10 protein-coding genes are annotated in these 15,605 nt (G+C 46.3%); 8 read left to right on the top strand and 2 right to left on the bottom strand.

All coding sequences use genetic code 11. From position 1 onward, the window contains the following. The first annotated feature begins 12 nt into the window (after positions 1-12). Genes brxC through BEN30_RS15345 form a run of 5 tightly spaced genes read left to right on the top strand, consistent with a single transcriptional unit; the run spans position 13 to position 12,555 of the window. Positions 13-3,585, top strand: a complete 3,573-nt coding sequence (gene brxC, locus BEN30_RS15365) for a BREX system P-loop protein BrxC (RefSeq protein ID WP_069959207.1) — start codon at positions 13-15, stop codon at positions 3,583-3,585. Positions 3,586-3,608: 23 nt separating this feature from the next. Next, complete coding sequence (gene pglX / locus BEN30_RS15360; protein WP_069959206.1) at positions 3,609-7,220, top strand: BREX-1 system adenine-specific DNA-methyltransferase PglX; 3,612 nt, start codon at positions 3,609-3,611, stop codon at positions 7,218-7,220. Then, positions 7,220-9,832 (top strand): BREX-1 system phosphatase PglZ type A, encoded by a 2,613-nt coding sequence (gene pglZ / locus BEN30_RS15355; protein WP_069959205.1) that lies wholly within the window; start codon positions 7,220-7,222, stop codon positions 9,830-9,832. The genes pglX and pglZ overlap by 1 nt, the downstream gene beginning before the upstream one ends. Beyond that, complete coding sequence (gene brxL, locus BEN30_RS15350; protein ID WP_069959204.1) at positions 9,822-11,876, top strand: protease Lon-related BREX system protein BrxL; 2,055 nt, start codon at positions 9,822-9,824, stop codon at positions 11,874-11,876. The genes pglZ and brxL overlap by 11 nt, the downstream gene beginning before the upstream one ends. 40 nt (positions 11,877-11,916) lie before the next feature. Next, positions 11,917-12,555 (top strand): hypothetical protein, encoded by a 639-nt coding sequence (locus tag BEN30_RS15345; RefSeq protein ID WP_069959203.1) that lies wholly within the window; start codon positions 11,917-11,919, stop codon positions 12,553-12,555. Positions 12,556-12,620: 65 nt separating this feature from the next. Here the strand turns inward: BEN30_RS15345 and BEN30_RS15340 are convergent, their stop codons facing one another. Together BEN30_RS15340 and BEN30_RS15335 are read right to left on the bottom strand one after the other, a co-directional pair. Continuing rightward, positions 12,621-13,421, bottom strand: coding sequence for a DUF3037 domain-containing protein (locus tag BEN30_RS15340; RefSeq protein ID WP_069959202.1), 801 nt, complete (start codon positions 13,419-13,421; stop codon positions 12,621-12,623). Between the two features lie 12 nt (positions 13,422-13,433). Continuing rightward, a complete protein-coding gene (locus BEN30_RS15335) occupies positions 13,434-14,258 on the bottom strand; it encodes a HipA family kinase (RefSeq protein ID WP_069959201.1) in 825 nt (274 codons plus the stop codon). 124 nt (positions 14,259-14,382) lie between these two features. Between BEN30_RS15335 and BEN30_RS15330 the strand changes: the two genes are divergently transcribed. The 3 genes from BEN30_RS15330 to BEN30_RS15320 all read left to right on the top strand — a co-directional run. Further along, complete coding sequence (locus tag BEN30_RS15330; protein ID WP_139135071.1) at positions 14,383-14,736, top strand: recombinase family protein; 354 nt, start codon at positions 14,383-14,385, stop codon at positions 14,734-14,736. Between the two features lie 52 nt (positions 14,737-14,788). Continuing rightward, positions 14,789-15,124, top strand: coding sequence for a DUF6626 family protein (locus tag BEN30_RS19255; protein ID WP_069959199.1), 336 nt, complete (start codon positions 14,789-14,791; stop codon positions 15,122-15,124). Between the two features lie 86 nt (positions 15,125-15,210). Next, a partial coding sequence (locus BEN30_RS15320) for a hypothetical protein (RefSeq protein WP_069959198.1) occupies positions 15,211-15,605 on the top strand: 395 nt, incomplete at its 3' end.

Raw genomic sequence — 15,605 nt, 5'->3', positions numbered from 1 at the left:
AGGGGAAACATTATGCAGATCAGAAACCTTTTCCAGAAAGACCTCTTTCGCCCAATCAATGGCGTTGTGAAGGCTGATCAGCTTGATGGTGAATCGGTTTGGCAGGAGCTTGATGAGTATGTTGTCACCAAGGAACTCGACCAACACCTTCGTGGGTTCTTTTCCGCATATCTGAATGCCATTGATAATCCCAAAAGCTCGGAGATTACTGGCAAGGTTGGTGTATGGGTCTCAGGGTTCTTCGGGTCAGGTAAATCTCACTTCATCAAAATTCTCTCTTACCTTCTTGAAAACAGAGAAGTCGCGACGAACGGTTCTACGAAGAAAGCCGTTGAATTTTTTGATGGCAAAATCGTTGACGCATCTCTCTACGGGGACATGAAACGTGCCGTCCACAGCGATACGGATGTCATTCTGTTCAACATTGATAGTAAGGCTGACAGCACGAAGAACCGTGATGCCATTTTGTCTGTGTTCCTGAAGGTCTTCAATGATCTCCTTGGATATAGCGGTGATCACCCTGTCATCGCCGACATGGAGAGATACCTTGAGAGCAAAGGCAAGCTGGATACGTTTTATGCCGCATACAAAGAGGTAAGCGGTTCAAATTGGCTTGATGAGCGGGATGCTTACCATTTCAAACAAGACGAATTAACTGCGGCTTTATCTAAGTCGTTAGAACAGAGCATAGAAGCATCAACCAAGTGGCTTGAGAACGCAGAACAGAACTTCACCCTCAATATCGATAATTTCGTCAAATGGGTGAAGGAGTACCTGGAGAAGCAAGGACCAAAGCACCGTATTATCTTCTTGGTCGATGAAATTGGTCAGTATATAGGAGATGATACACATCTCATGCTCAGCCTTCAGACCATTACGGAACGGCTTGGAACCGAATGCGAGGGACGTGCTTGGGTGGTGGTAACCTCTCAAGAGGATATTGATGCAGTTATTGGTGAAGTCAAAGCATCCAAGGCTAATGATTTTTCAAAGATTCAAGGTCGGTTTAAAACCCGCCTTTCATTATCCAGTTCAAACACAGATGAAGTTATCCAAGCACGCTTGCTGGACAAAACACCCGACGCGAAAACCGCTCTTGCCAAGACGTATGGTGCGAAAGGTGACATCTTGAAGCATCAATTAAGCTTCTCCAACACGGGTATGACGTTCAAGAATTTTAAAGACGAAGAAGATTTCATCGCCAACTACCCATTTGCCCCGTACCAATTCCAATTGGTACAAAAAGTGTTTGAAACCATTCGCAAGGCAGGGGCAACGGGTCTCCACCTGAGCCGTGGTGAACGCTCAATGCTCGACGCATTTCAACTCGCGGGTAAGCAAATTGCAGATGGCAACGTTGGTAGCTTAGTCCCGTTTTACCTCTTCTACCCATCAATTGAGAGCTTCCTCGACACGGCGGTTAAACGGACCATTGATCAGGCAGGCGATAATACGAGCCTCCAAGAGTTCGATATCAACTTGTTACGTACACTCTTCCTGATCCGTTATGTGGACGAGATGAAGGGGAACATCGACAACCTCGTGACCCTTTGCGTTGATGAAATTGATGCTGACAGGTTGGCACTCAAAAAGAACATTGAGGAAAGCCTACAACGGCTTGAAAACCAAACTCTGATCAGCCACAACGGGGATAATTTCTTTTTCCTGACCAATGAAGAGCGTGACATTTCCCGTGAGATTAAGGGGATGAAGTGGAATGCCGGGGAAGATACGAAATTCCTTGGTGAGTTGATCTTTGATGATGTCCTCAAGGGGCAGAAGAAGCACCGCTTTGAAAAAAATAAGAAGGATTTCCCGTTCAACCGACTGTGCGATTCTCATGCCGTGGGCATTCAGAACCAAGGAGACCTGACGATTTCCGTGATCTCCCCCCTTGGCGATGAATATGAATATTTCAGCGAAGCAAAGTGCATCGGACAAAGTACCGCAGATGGGGGACAGGTCATTATCAAGCTCAAAGATGATTTGACGCTTGGTAAGGAAATTAGAACCTTCATCCAAACTCAGAAGTTTATTTCCCGAAAAAACGACGGGACCTTGCCCGCTACGACCCAACGTATCCTGCAAGAGCGTGCTTCAGAGAACCGTGATAGGCGTGTACGACTGACGGAACTCCTAGAAAAAATGCTTCTGGAGGCGGAATTCTTCTGTGCTGGACAAACCATCACCCCCAAAGGGGCAAATGGAGATGCTATCGCACGAGACGCACTTGATTATTTAATTGAGAATTCGTTTGGTAAACTCTCCTATCTGACGCACTTGGTCCCTGACCCCCAAAGGGAAATAAAAGCGACACTTGCAGCAAATGATATTTCCGCACAAACGCTGCAATTGCAGGGAGGAGAAGGAAATCCGAAGGCTGTAGATGAGGTTAGAAAGTTCATAAATCTCAGCACAGATCAACATCATGAAGTTGTTGTTGATGAACTGGTTAAAAAATATGCTCGCCGCCCTTATGGTTGGCCGGAAAATGAAACACTCCTTATTCTTGCCCGAATGATTGTGCTTGGGGAGGTCAGCCTTGTCACCGATAGTACGGTGATGCCGCTAGAGCGGATCGGCGATACATTGGTGTCACCAAGAAAGCTTCCCGGTGTAAAAATCATTCGACGACGTACCGTCGATAGCGGTCTTTTGCAGGCGGCGAGAAAACTTGGGCAAGATGTCTTCTCCAAAATGGGTCCAGATGGGGAAGATGAACTTTATACGTTCCTTCGTGAAAAACTCATGTCATGGCAGCATGACCTGAACGGCTATAAGCACCTTGCTGATGGAGGGGAATACCCCGGCAAGAATCATATCGATGATGCACTGATCCTCATCAACAAGTTGCTTTCTGAGCATGATAGCTACGATTTCATCGAACGGTTCAATAGCTCTAAGGCGGCTCTTCTCGATTTATCCGATAATTTTCATGATCTGCACCACTTCTACACCATTCAAAAGCCCACATGGGATGGTCTTCGTAGAGCTATTGGTGAATTTGAACCAAACAGGAAAGAGTTAGAGAAGGATGTTGCGGCGGCGGATGCGTTGAGGCAGATAGGAGAAATCCTCAAAGCCGCATCGCCGTATAAGCTGATCAGCAATGCTGAAAAACTCATTCAAACTGTACGGAATGTGAATGGTCAGGTTCTAGATAACCGTCGTCAGCATGCCATAGGTAAGATAGATGCACACATCGAAGCAGTTAAAGACAAAATTGAAGGATCAGGCGTGTCTGGTGATGTAAGCCACACGTGCCTGTCGCCATTGCAGAATGCTAAGAAGCAAATCGAAAACGAGACCAGTATTGCTCAAATCTTCATGACACAAAATGAAGCGTCGGACTTGATGTATGAGGCGTTTGAACGACTCGATGCCGAAATTGCAACGATAGAAGCAAAGAAGAAGGGGGATGACAAACCGATCCCCACTCCAGCTAAAATTAAAAAAGTCGTGAAGCCATCCCAAATGGTCAATCATTTCCTCGAAACTGAGGAAGAGGTGGATGAATTTGTTGAGAAGCTACGTCGGACACTCAAAGACGCCATTTCGAACAATCAACGCATTCAAATCCAATAATAAAATGACCACAGGGGACTGATATGAGCCGGAACCAACTTAAAAACTACGCACCAAAGGCACGGCGGGATTTTATTCGTGCGGTTTCCGACAGGGCGAAGAAGGTTGGTATCACTGGTGATGATCAGTTTGAGCCGATGAACGAGCAAGGTGACGTGGTTGTTATTGGTGGACAACCATTCCCCCGCAAGATTGCCACTCAGCGACGTTCATTAGAGAAGTTGATCAAACTTCATGGTTTCCAGCAATCCATGGAAGAGATCGCATATACGTGGTTCAACCGATTTGCGGCAATCAGGTTCATGGAACTCCATGGGTATCTGGATCATGGCTATCGTGTGCTGAGCCATCCAGATGGAATGTCAGACCCCGAAATCCTCGAACATGCACAGCATGTAGACCTGCCGGGGTTGAGCAAGGATACCGTGGTCGAGTTGAAACTCGATGGTACCAAAGATGAGCAGCTTTACCGCATGCTGCTTGTGGCACAGTGCAATGCACTGCATACGTCAATGCCATTCATGTTTGAACGCATTGATGATGAAACCGAACTGCTCCTACCAGATAACCTTCTTCATTCGGATTCCGTGATCCGCACCCTGGTGTCGGGGATTGATGAAGCCGATTGGCAAAAGATTGAAGTCATTGGGTGGCTTTACCAGTTCTACATCAGTGAGAAGAAAGATCAGGTCATTGGCAAGGTGGTGAAGTCCGAGGATATCCCTGCCGCAACCCAATTATTCACTCCCAATTGGATCGTGAAATACATGGTCCAAAACTCACTTGGGTATCAGTGGATGGCGACATATCCAAATTCTCCGCTGAAAGGGGAGATGGACTATTACATCGAACCCGCTGAGCAGACTGAAGAGGTTCAGAAACAACTTGCTGAAATCACGCCAAAGGAACTGAATCCCGAAGAACTAACCCTGCTCGATCCAGCGGCGGGGTCGGGTCACATCCTTGTCGAAGCCTATGATTTGTTCAAACAAATCTATCTGGAGCGTGGTTATCGCCTGAAGGATATTCCAAGGCTCATTCTTGAAAAGAATTTGTATGGATTGGACATCGATGACCGTGCGGCACAGATGGCGGGGTTTGCCCTGCTGATGAAAGCTCGTGCTGATGATCAGCGTATTCTTTCCAGTCCCGTTCACCTGAATGTCATGGCGATTCAATCCAGTGAAGGACTGGATGCGGCGGATATCGCCAAACACCTTTTGCCAAGCGGACGCTATGAACTGGTGGCAAGTGATGACCTTCTGCCGGACACGTTGGCACAGCCCACCTTGGCGGCTAATGCGTCCAGCGAAGTTAAAGCTGGAACCATCGAAAGTCTGATTAGTCTGTTTGAGGATGCCAAGACCTTCGGCTCGTTGATCACGGTGCCCGACAATATCAGGCAGGCGTTGCCAGCTTTGGAGCAATTATTGGATCAACCCTCCAGCGGTGACTTGTTGCAGCGGCAGATGCGGGAGCATTCCGTGGAGTTAGTTCGCTCGCTTGTCGAGCAAGCATTCGTGCTGGGGCGAAAATACGACTGTGTAGTGGCTAATCCACCGTATATGGGTGGGAAGGGGATGCCTTCTCGGCTTAAGGGTTTCCTTAAAACTTCCTTCCCAGAATATAGAGGTGATTTGTTTGCAGCCTTTATTTCGAGGTCAATAAATTTAGTTCGAGACCATGGGTTTGCTTCCCTAATCACAATGGAAAGCTGGCTATTTTTATCTAGCTTCGAGTCTGCGAGGAAAAAAATTCTGAGCAGCACTCATGTTAAATCCGGAATTCATTATGTATATGAAGGAAAGAAGCCTACGGCAATGGGGATAAATTTTGGGGTGGTAGCTTGCGTCTTTCAGCATCCATCGCTCCCAAATTTTTCCGCTTCATATTATAAACTGAGACATGCTGACCTCAATGAAGACGGTTCACCAAAAGCCCTCAGTCGACACAGTCCAAATTTCTTTAATCAGAAGGCAATATCGTTCACGACAATTCAGGGAAGCCCTATAGCCTATTGGATTAGCGAAGCATTCCGAAAAACTTTTACAAAGGGAACAAATGTTGGGGAAATAGCGTCCCCGAAACAGGGATTGGCTACGGCAGACAATGATCGATTTTTGCGATTGTGGTCTGAAGTTGATTTCAATGGGATTGGATTCTCCTTTGCCAATGCTGCCGAAGCCGAGGCGTCAAATCTAAAATGGTTTCCATATAATAAAGGAGGCGTCTGGCGAAAATGGTATGGAAACCAGGAATATATTGTTAATTGGAAAAATGACGGCAAGGAAATACGAACATTCACTGATTCTAATGGGAAAGTTCGTTCCAGACCGCAAAACACATCATACTATTTTAAAGAAGGCATAACATGGTCAGACATTACCAATGGGGGGTTCGCCGCAAGATACACACCCAAAGGTTTTTTGTTTGATATTAAGGGATCATCCGCATTTCCGGACAAAAAGTATGTGTTTGCAGTTTTGTCGCTCCTATCCAGCAAGTTGGTAACGTCATATATGGATGCAATAAATCCAACTATCACGTTCCAAGTTGGAGATGTGTCAAGAATCCCATTTGCACTAAGCGACGAAGAGGTCATTGCTACTAATTACGCCACTCCCCAACGGATTAAGATAGCTGAAAATGATTGGAATTCCTTTGAAACATCATGGGGTTTTCAAGCACTACCTACGCTTTCCGATGCCTTGAAAAAAACAACAATTGAGGCTTCCATTGCGGAATGGCAAGTCTTTTGCGACACAAACATCCTGGCGATGAAGGAATTGGAAGAGAAAAATAACCGCCTCTTCATCGAAGCCTATGGACTTCAAGACGAACTGACCCCCGATGTTCCTGAAGATCAAATCACCCTTGCCCGTGCTGACAGAGAAGATGATATCAAACGTCTCATTTCCTATGCCTTCGGCTGCATGATGGGGCGTTATAGCCTTGCCGAGGAAGGGTTGATTTACGCCAACAGTGGGAATGAAGGGTTCGACCCATCCCGCTATGGCAACTTCCCCGCCGATGACGACGGCATTATTCCCATCACCGATACCGAATGGTTTGACGATGACGTCACCGTGCGTTTTGAAGAATTCCTGAAGATTGCGTGGTCGCCGGAAACCCTGAAGGAAAACCTGAAATTCATCGGTGATAGTTTGGCGAATAACGGTGGCAACGATCCGCTAAAGACCATCCGGAACTATCTCAGCAAGGGCTTCTACAAGGATCATCTACAGACTTACAAAAAACGCCCGATCTACTGGCTGTTCTCGTCGGGTAAGCTTAAGGCGTTTGAATGTCTTGTGTATCTACATCGGTATAACGATGGAACCCTTGCTCGTATGCGGGTGGACTATGTGACACCGCTTCAGAACAAAATCACTGCTCGGATTGAACAACTTGATGGTGACATTATCTCTGCACCTTCAACGGCAGCACGTAAGAAATTGGAGAAGGAGCAGGACAAGCTCAGAAAACAAAAAGCAGAACTCAGCGAGTTTGACGATAAACTTCGCCATTACGCTGATCAACGTATCAACCTAGACCTCGATGATGGGGTGAAGGTCAACTACGGGAAATTCGGAGACCTCCTCGCAGAGGTTAAAGCTGTAATTGGAGACAAGTGATGGATGAACAACAAATCATCACTGGACTGACACGACTTTACGAGGAAGGCTCTCGTATTGTGTTTTGGAATGACCCACAGCGGGAGTTTGAGGACTCTCTACCTGAAATTTCTGACGTGACATTGTTGCGGTTAGATCAAATGGGTGCCTTGGAAGCCAAGGTGGTTATGGAACGGGAAAATCCGAAAGCTCGGTTCCTTGTATATTCCCCTACTCATCAACCCGATCCCGATCAAGACTGGCTCCTCGACATGCGGCTCTATAGCCGTACGTTCCGTGCTGACCGTGCATCCATCGTTTTGGATCAACTTGGACTGCAACAGCAGTCATTGTGTGATCATATCGCTCAACGAATGGCATTTCTTCGCAGTAAGGACCGTCTCAGCCGTACTGCTAAGTTGATTGCCCCTTACGACAATGCCGATGATATTGATCGAAAGATATTATCGGTCATCGTGAAGGCAGAGCAGCCTGAGTTTTTCAACATTACAAGGACATTACTCCACGCATTAGCTGAGGAGCATGGCGGTGATATTGATGAAAAACCGAGCATCTGGGATGATATCGACAAATATGGATTAGCCAACCCATTCTGGGAAATGGCGGATAGGACCTTCGGATATTCGGAAGAAACCCCATCTCTTCGCAATCTGCTCATTCGATTAATGCTGACTGATTTTGCCAGCAAGTTGAACGCAGATATCCCAACATCATTACAGAATTTGATGCTCCCGCAGAAGCATCAATCTAATGCCGTGGTTTGTATGGCTCAATGGCGGGACAGCAGCACCAAGAGCAATAGCTATGATGTCCTATCCGAAGCGGTTTCTGAGATTATTAAACTCGATGACCACATTGTGAATTATGAGATTGAGCAACTCATCGACGTTATGACATTCCTAGGGGTGGAAAAGCGTATCGCCAGTAGCCTTCGTGGGCGAGTGGAGGATAACCCCGATACTGTAAACGTCGAAAATATTAGAGAGATTGCACTGCGACGCCAAGATGGATATTGGGCATCGGGATCACAGCCCTCAAGTGAGGACATTCCACGATCTGCTCTGCATGCGGTCTACAATGCTGTTATGGCAGCGGCTGATCTCTTCTCCCTTGGCAACCTGTATAAAGCTGGACTGAACCACAGCACTGCCAAAGAGCTTTATGACGCCTATACTGGTAGCCTCTTCCGCTTTGACCAATTATATCGTCACTTTTGTGAATTCGCAGACTATGCGGAGGCTAAGCACTGGGATGTGCTGAAGAGCCTACGTGCCAAGGTCGAGGATTTTTACGGGAACTGGTACATCACGAATCTTGCACTGGCTTGGGGTAAGCACCTAGAACACAATGGTCCATCAGCCTTGCTGTCGGCGTGGAAGGTTGATGGCATTTCCAATCAACAACGCTTCTTCAAGCGTCATGTTCAACCTGTTCTCAATCAGGCTGATAGGCGGAAGGTCTTCGTCATCATAAGTGATGCATTCCGCTATGAAGCCGCTCAGGAACTGACCGATCATTTGAATGGCAAGTACCGCATGGAAGCAAAGCTGGAATCTCAGCTAGGCGTTTTGCCCTCATATACCACTTTGGGCATGGCGGCATTGCTCCCCCACAACACGCTTTCTTACAAAAATACCGATGCTGTGTTGGTAGACGGTCTCCCCACAGCATCATTGGATAACCGTGCTGCAATCCTTGGTGCCGTAGAGGGTATAGCTATCCGTGCCAATGATCTGATGGAAATGAAGAAGGAAGATGGTCGTGCTTTTGTCAAACAGTGGAATGTCATTTACATTTATCACAACGTCATCGATGCGGTTGGGGATTCAGCATCCACGGAAGACGGTACCTTCGACGCTGTTCGCAAAACGATCAACGAGCTTGGTGATCTTACACAAATGCTCGTCAATAGCCTGAGTGCGACACACGTGGTGGTCACGGCTGATCACGGGTTCTTATTTCAAGAGAGCAAACCTACACTGACCGACAAAAGTAGCCTCGGGGATAAACCCGCAAACGCCAAGGCGAAGAAACGATATCTCCTCGGACAATCATTGCCGAAAAAAGAAACGGTTTGGCACGGCAGCACAAAAATTACCGCTGGTGCAGAAGGTGATATGGAATTCTGGATACCAAAGGGTGCAAACAGGTTCCATTTTGTCAGTGGGTCTCGCTTCGTCCATGGTGGTGCCATGCCTCAGGAAATCGTAGTCCCCGTCATTGTAGTGCGACAGATCAAGGGTAAGGGCAAGGATAAGACGAAGATCAAATACGCCCCCATTAGTGTCCTGAACGGTCCCTACAAGATCACCACGAACCGTCACCGTTTTAAACTTATTCAGACTGAATCTGTGAGCAACCGGGTAAAACCTGTAACACTCCAAGTAGCGATTTATGATGGCGACGAACCCATAACCAATATCGAGGTAGTGAGCTTTGAAAGCACATCCAACGATATGGATGAACGAACCAAATGGGTTAGCCTTGCTCTCAAGGGGGGAGATTACAACAAATCGACCCCATACCAACTCGTCCTCCGCAATGCTGAGACTAAGATTGAAGAGTCTCGCATCGATGTAACCATTGATCTGGCGTTTACCAATGACTTCTGATGCACAAACCTCATCCATTGATCCGGGGCTAGACAGCCTTCTAAACCAACACTTTGCTGGACGTGTCGTTCGCAAAGACCTCACCAAGCTGGTCAAAGAAGGGGCAAACGTTCCCGTCTATGTTCTCGAATATCTCCTTGGAATGTACTGTGCGTCCGATGATGAAGCGATCATCCAAGAAGGTCTACAGACGGTCAAACAGATACTGGCTGAGAACTATGTACGTCCCGATGAAGCCGAAAAGGTGAAATCGAAGATCAAAGAGCGGGGCAGCTATAAAGTTATAGATAAGGTGACGGTAAAGCTGAACGAAAAGCGGGACCTATATGAAGCCACCTTGTCCAACCTCGGCACCAAAGGGGTTGAGGTTCCGACTGGCACGGTAAAGAGCTTTGAAAAGCTGCTCGCAGGTGGCATCTGGTCCATCGTCACTATTCAGTATTATTACGAAGAGGGGCAGAAGGGATCACCATTCCTCATTAGTGAGCTTAAACCGATCCAGATGCCGAACATGGACATGGATGACCTATTTGAGGGTCGTAAAGGATTTACTGAAGATCAATGGCTAGATGTCTTGACCCGTTCAACAGGCATGGAACCATCAACGCTAGATGAACGCACAAAGTGGCATCTATTGGCTCGCATGATCCCATTCGTGGAGAACAATTACAATGTATGTGAACTCGGACCTCGTGGGACTGGAAAAAGTCACATCTATAAGGAAATTAGCCCCAATAGCATTTTAATCTCAGGTGGACAGACGACAGTCGCCAACCTGTTCTACAATATCGGAAGCCGTACCGTAGGGTTGGTTGGCTTGTGGGATGTAGTGGCGTTTGATGAAGTCGCTGGGATTACCTTCAAGGATAAAGATGGCGTCCAGATCATGAAGGACTTCATGGCATCTGGTTCATTTGCTCGCGGGCGAGATTCCATTGCAGCCGATGCCAGTATGGTCTTTGTCGGCAACATCAATCAGTCCGTAGATACGCTCGTGAAAACAAGCCACCTGTTGGCTCCATTTCCTGAAGCAATGATCGATTCGGCATTTTTTGACCGTTTCCACGGGTACATTCCTGGCTGGGAAGTTCCGAAGATGCGTCCTGAATTCTTTACGAACCAGTACGGCTTGATCGTGGATTATCTGGCAGAGTTCATGCGGGAAATGCGTAAACGCAATTTCTCTGATGCCATTGACAAACATTTCAAGCTGGGGAACAACCTGAACCAGCGTGATACCATTGCGGTTCGTAAGACCGTATCTGGTCTGTTAAAACTTCTCTACCCTCATGGTGAATTTGATAAAGAGGCTGTGCGTCGTTGTCTGACCTATGCCTTGGAAACCCGTCGCCGAGTGAAGGAACAACTGAAGAAAATCGGTGGAATGGAGTTTTATGATGTTCACTTCTCCTATATCGACCAGGAGACGATGGATGAAACCTTCGTAACAGTTCCCGAGCAAGGTGGTGACAAATTGATTCCAGAGGGTCCTATGAACCCCGGGGTCCTCCACACGATTGCCACAGGCAGCAGTGGTCATCTTGGACTATACAGGATGGAAACGCAGACCACGGCGGGTTCAGGGAAATTGAATGTATCTGGGCTTGGCTCAAATAGTGCTGCGAAGGAAGCGGTTAAGGTCGCCTTTGATTATTTCAAAGCCAATGTTAGCCGTGTCAGTGCTGCTGCCAAGGCGGGAGATCATGATTTTCACCTGCACACGATTGAGCATCACAACACTGGTCCAGCCAAGGCGTTGACGCTGGCGAGCTTTGTTGCCCTCTGCTCGGGTGTTCTCCAGAAATCAGTACAGGGACAACTCGTCGTTCTTGGTGATATGAGCCTTGGAGGAAATATTGTTCCAGTCGTGAACTTAGCCGAATGCCTCCAGATGGCATTTGATTCTGGTGGAAAGCGTATCCTGCTCCCAATGGCATCAGTGGGGGATATTCAGACAGTACCCGGTGAACTATTTGCGAAGTTCCAAACGTCATTTTACTCGGACCCCGTGGATGCTGTGTTTAAGGCATTGGGGGCTGAGTAGGAAATATTAATCGCTACGTTGATTTATATGGAAAAAATAAATGGCTCGGATGAATTGGGATAAAATTCGGAAAGAAGCTCAAATGAAGCGTTATGGGCATGAGCCTGTTGCATGGTCAGCAGGTGAAGAATTGCCCTATACGGGAAAGCCCGTAGATGTAAAATCTAAGCCACATGAGAAGCAGAAACCCAAGAAGAAAGTAAAACGGGTATGCACCTTAACAGATCGGGTTTTTTTGTATCTTCATGATGTCGTTAGGTGTGACCTAATCGGAGTCGAAATCCCTCCAATCCCCAAGGAGATTGAAGTGCCTCTTGAATCGTTGATAGCTTCCAAGGGAGGTGTATTAGAATGGGCTAAGACCCACCCAAAGTATGAGAAAATCCGTAAAAGGAAAGAAAAAAAACTTCTAAAAAAACATGGTGAAGTTGCTCCCCATACACTCAATCAACACTACATCGAGGGAATTAAGGACGATCCCGTTACGGCTTATAACAACAAGATGCAAGAATATCGTTCTGAACAAGAGGTATGGCGGGAGAAAATACTAGATGCTGAGAAAACGATTGCTCTTGCGACTGACCATATTAACAGTCTTGATAAACGGATCGCAAAACTTGAGAAACTCGCCGATCCTGCGTTTACGTTACGAGAAAATTCTACTTATGAAGACATCTAATTTTCGGGGGTATTACCCATCTACCTGCTGTATCGCGGGTTTATGAAAATCACATTGTGAAGTGATTAGTGATGGGGCATGTGCTGCTTAATATCTGTAAGCAGCGAATCTAATGCATCTAGCCTATGAAGAGAAACTTTATGCTCTGACATTAAGTCAAGCACGGCTCTGTAGAAATTGTCAGGTTGTTTATCGAAGTCACCAACAACAACCAGACGTTTCTTAGCTTGCTCATTAGAAAAATGAGCCTCAAGCCATTTTCCCTCAATAGCTCTTTTTCCAGCCTCTTTAAGTGCGTCAGCAGGGGCGTCGTGATCCAAACGAACAGGGTCGATGAGATTATAAGAACCATTTTGGTAGCCAAATGGCACAGAAACATCAATGCCAAACTCTGGCAAGGAAACAGGCTCAGGCTCATCCAAGAAATCAAGGACACCTGCATCCTTGAAAATGTTCTTCAGTTTTGACCGAACCGAAGAACGACGGCTATTTGGTTTTTCAACACCAACCAATTCATAGAATAACTCTGAGAGGTCCTTATCAGGATCTAGAACTGACATTGGCAGAAGTTTGCTCATGCGAAGTTGGTTGGCTCGCATTGAAGCAAATCTTTCAATCAGGGACCTTTCTTGAAATTGAGAAAACTCTACTCGAACGCGTTCAGAGAAGGCATCTTTGAGCGTATTAAAGAAAGCATGATTTTGAGGACCATATAATTTTTCGACCCGACGAGGAGTTTCTGAGAACTTAACACCTACATACTGCTTATCTTGGCAGAAAAGGAAAATGCCAACGTTTACATACTCTAGACGTGCAGGTTCTGGGCAAAATTGGAGAATCGAATAGTATGCTTGCACTTTTTTCATCCTTTCTCTCCTCTATATGCCCAACTCACCCTGAGTAAGTAACTTCGCAGCAATAGTATCAGCTACAAAAATTGAACGTTTGTAAATTAAATCAACCCACTCGTTAACCAGACGGTCAGTGATGCCCCATTCTCGTGGAACGGTAGTGACTATCCGTTGAACCGTCTTCCTGTCAAGCTGACGAAGCTTGTTCAATGCAGAAACAATCGCCTCACGCTTAATATAAGGGGAAAATTCTGGAAATTCTCCATAAATCCTTTCATCACAAATTAGCTTGGGGTCTCCTAACTCCTCCCAGATATCACCCTCAACGAAACAATGGGTATGATCATAGGCTATCAATTTGAATTTATTGCGTTTTTGACACTCAAAAAGAATATTGTCACGGTTGGCGGGAATTGGGATGAAGCTGTCTTCCGGCGGATATCGATCTGCATTCATGATCCAAGTGTCGAAAATAACAAGTTTAGACACATTTTCAGGCAATATCATCTTACTGAGATACACATCGCCACCGTCCCATGTTCCGCCTTCAATATATTTGCTTATAAAAGCGAGTCCGGGTTCGACGTTACGTCCCTCCCCATGCAATGGCAGAATATCTTCTGCTGAGACCTGTATTAGGGAAAACTCAAGCGTATCAAGCCCAAACCAAGCAGCCAACTCACTGCCGACGAGTTCACATGCTAAAGACTGATTGCCCTGAGGGTTGCCCATTCCTTTCAGAAAACCGATCCCGTCGTCGGTAACAACCTGAACAACACGAGTACTGCTTGGAAACGTGTCGATAACCCGTTTTATTTCGGACGGTTTCCATGTTGCACCGCATCTTAGCATTATGGCGTTTTCCCAGGTCTCTTACTCTGATGAACTATAGCCTACTGTAAATAAATTGTTCCAAAAGTCTTCACAGATTTTGAAACAAGTATACCCTATTCTAATAGGGAGCTTCGAATTAGCCATGAGTGATCGAGTTGCAATATACGCCAGAGTGTCGGCTGACCAACAATCCGTCGCAGACCAAATACATGAACTTCGTGAAGTTGGTGACCAATTGGGATGGCGAATTACCAATATTTTCATCGATGAAGGAATGGCTGGTGCAAAGGGGCGTGATAAACGCCCCGCACATGGTCAACTGTTAAAGGCAATCGCACGCAATGAAATCGACTTGGTGGCTACGTGGACAATCAATCACCTCGCACACAGCCTTTACGATTTAATAAAATTCCTTGATAAGATTCGTGAGCAGGACATTCACCTCTATCTCCATCAACAAAATATGGATACGTCGTCCGCTACATATGTGATCTGATCATCCGTCATGGCTCTATTTATACACCGTATAACTTCACTGTGCTTCATCAATGATAAATAGTCTTATGAATTGGAAAAAGGAGACCATCATGAGACTTTTTGAACTGACGCACTTGCCTTTGCATGAGCGGATTTTTGAGTTTCTGAGATTACATAGAATTATACGTAATCGGGCTGACTATAGCAGGATATATCTAGGTCGCTCCCGCTCATATATGAACACGCTGGAATACAATGGACATTCCCCATCCAGAGAATCATGGGAGACCCTACGGGAAGGTCTTGATTCGTTGCACGGACAGGTCACGGCACCAAATATAAAAGAGGTCCTCCAAGACTTCACCACACAGGTTGAACGCAAATTGAACTTATTCGGTTCAGCATGAAATCATGATGCAATTTCTGTTATTTTTTCGCCGTAAGTATTGACGATATTTCATTCCCGGCTACCCTTTATGGTAACGAGAAAGGAATGAACATCATGCTCAATTTAAATTTTTCAAACACAGCACGCCCGACAGCGATTGAACTTCGCCAGCGTCCTTGCATGGATATTTTCGAAGAATCTGTGGAAACCCAACTTCAAGCGATTGTCGCAGAAAAGAAGGGTGATGGCTTTAAGGTGAAAAAAACACGCTACCGGGAGGAAGGTGGTCGTCGTGTGAAAAAAGACATTGAGGTGCGTGTCCGCCCATGGTGGTGGACCGAGGACACCGGCAAAGGCGTGATCTATAACCTCACAATGAAGTACGGCAGTCAGACCGTCGCCGTAAAGGACAAGCCGACCATCGTGGCAGGCAAGGACCTGAACGCTGTGGAGAAGGTCCTCAAAGCGATTCTCGAAGCAACAAAATCGCGTGACGCAGA

The sequence above is a fragment of the Magnetovibrio blakemorei genome (genome assembly GCF_001746755.1).
GTDB lineage: Bacteria > Pseudomonadota > Alphaproteobacteria > Rhodospirillales > Magnetovibrionaceae > Magnetovibrio > Magnetovibrio blakemorei.
The sequence above is the reverse complement of the archived record's forward strand: the minus strand, read 5'-3'. Positions and strand labels throughout refer to the sequence as shown.

What these genes read in the sequence shown, in the direction of transcription:
- BEN30_RS15345 (WP_069959203.1), top strand. Translation starts at nt 11,917, where the DNA reads ATGGCTCGGATGAATTGGGATAAAATTCGGAAAGAAGCTCAAATGAAG.
- pglZ (WP_069959205.1), top strand. Translation starts at nt 7,220, where the DNA reads ATGGATGAACAACAAATCATCACTGGACTGACACGACTTTACGAGGAA.
- BEN30_RS15330 (WP_139135071.1), top strand. Translation starts at nt 14,383, where the DNA reads ATGAGTGATCGAGTTGCAATATACGCCAGAGTGTCGGCTGACCAACAA.
- brxC (WP_069959207.1), top strand. Translation starts at nt 13, where the DNA reads ATGCAGATCAGAAACCTTTTCCAGAAAGACCTCTTTCGCCCAATCAAT.
- pglX (WP_069959206.1), top strand. Translation starts at nt 3,609, where the DNA reads ATGAGCCGGAACCAACTTAAAAACTACGCACCAAAGGCACGGCGGGAT.
- BEN30_RS15335 (WP_069959201.1), bottom strand. Translation starts at nt 14,258, where the DNA reads ATGCTAAGATGCGGTGCAACATGGAAACCGTCCGAAATAAAACGGGTT.
- brxL (WP_069959204.1), top strand. Translation starts at nt 9,822, where the DNA reads ATGACTTCTGATGCACAAACCTCATCCATTGATCCGGGGCTAGACAGC.
- BEN30_RS15340 (WP_069959202.1), bottom strand. Translation starts at nt 13,421, where the DNA reads ATGAAAAAAGTGCAAGCATACTATTCGATTCTCCAATTTTGCCCAGAA.
- BEN30_RS19255 (WP_069959199.1), top strand. Translation starts at nt 14,789, where the DNA reads ATGATAAATAGTCTTATGAATTGGAAAAAGGAGACCATCATGAGACTT.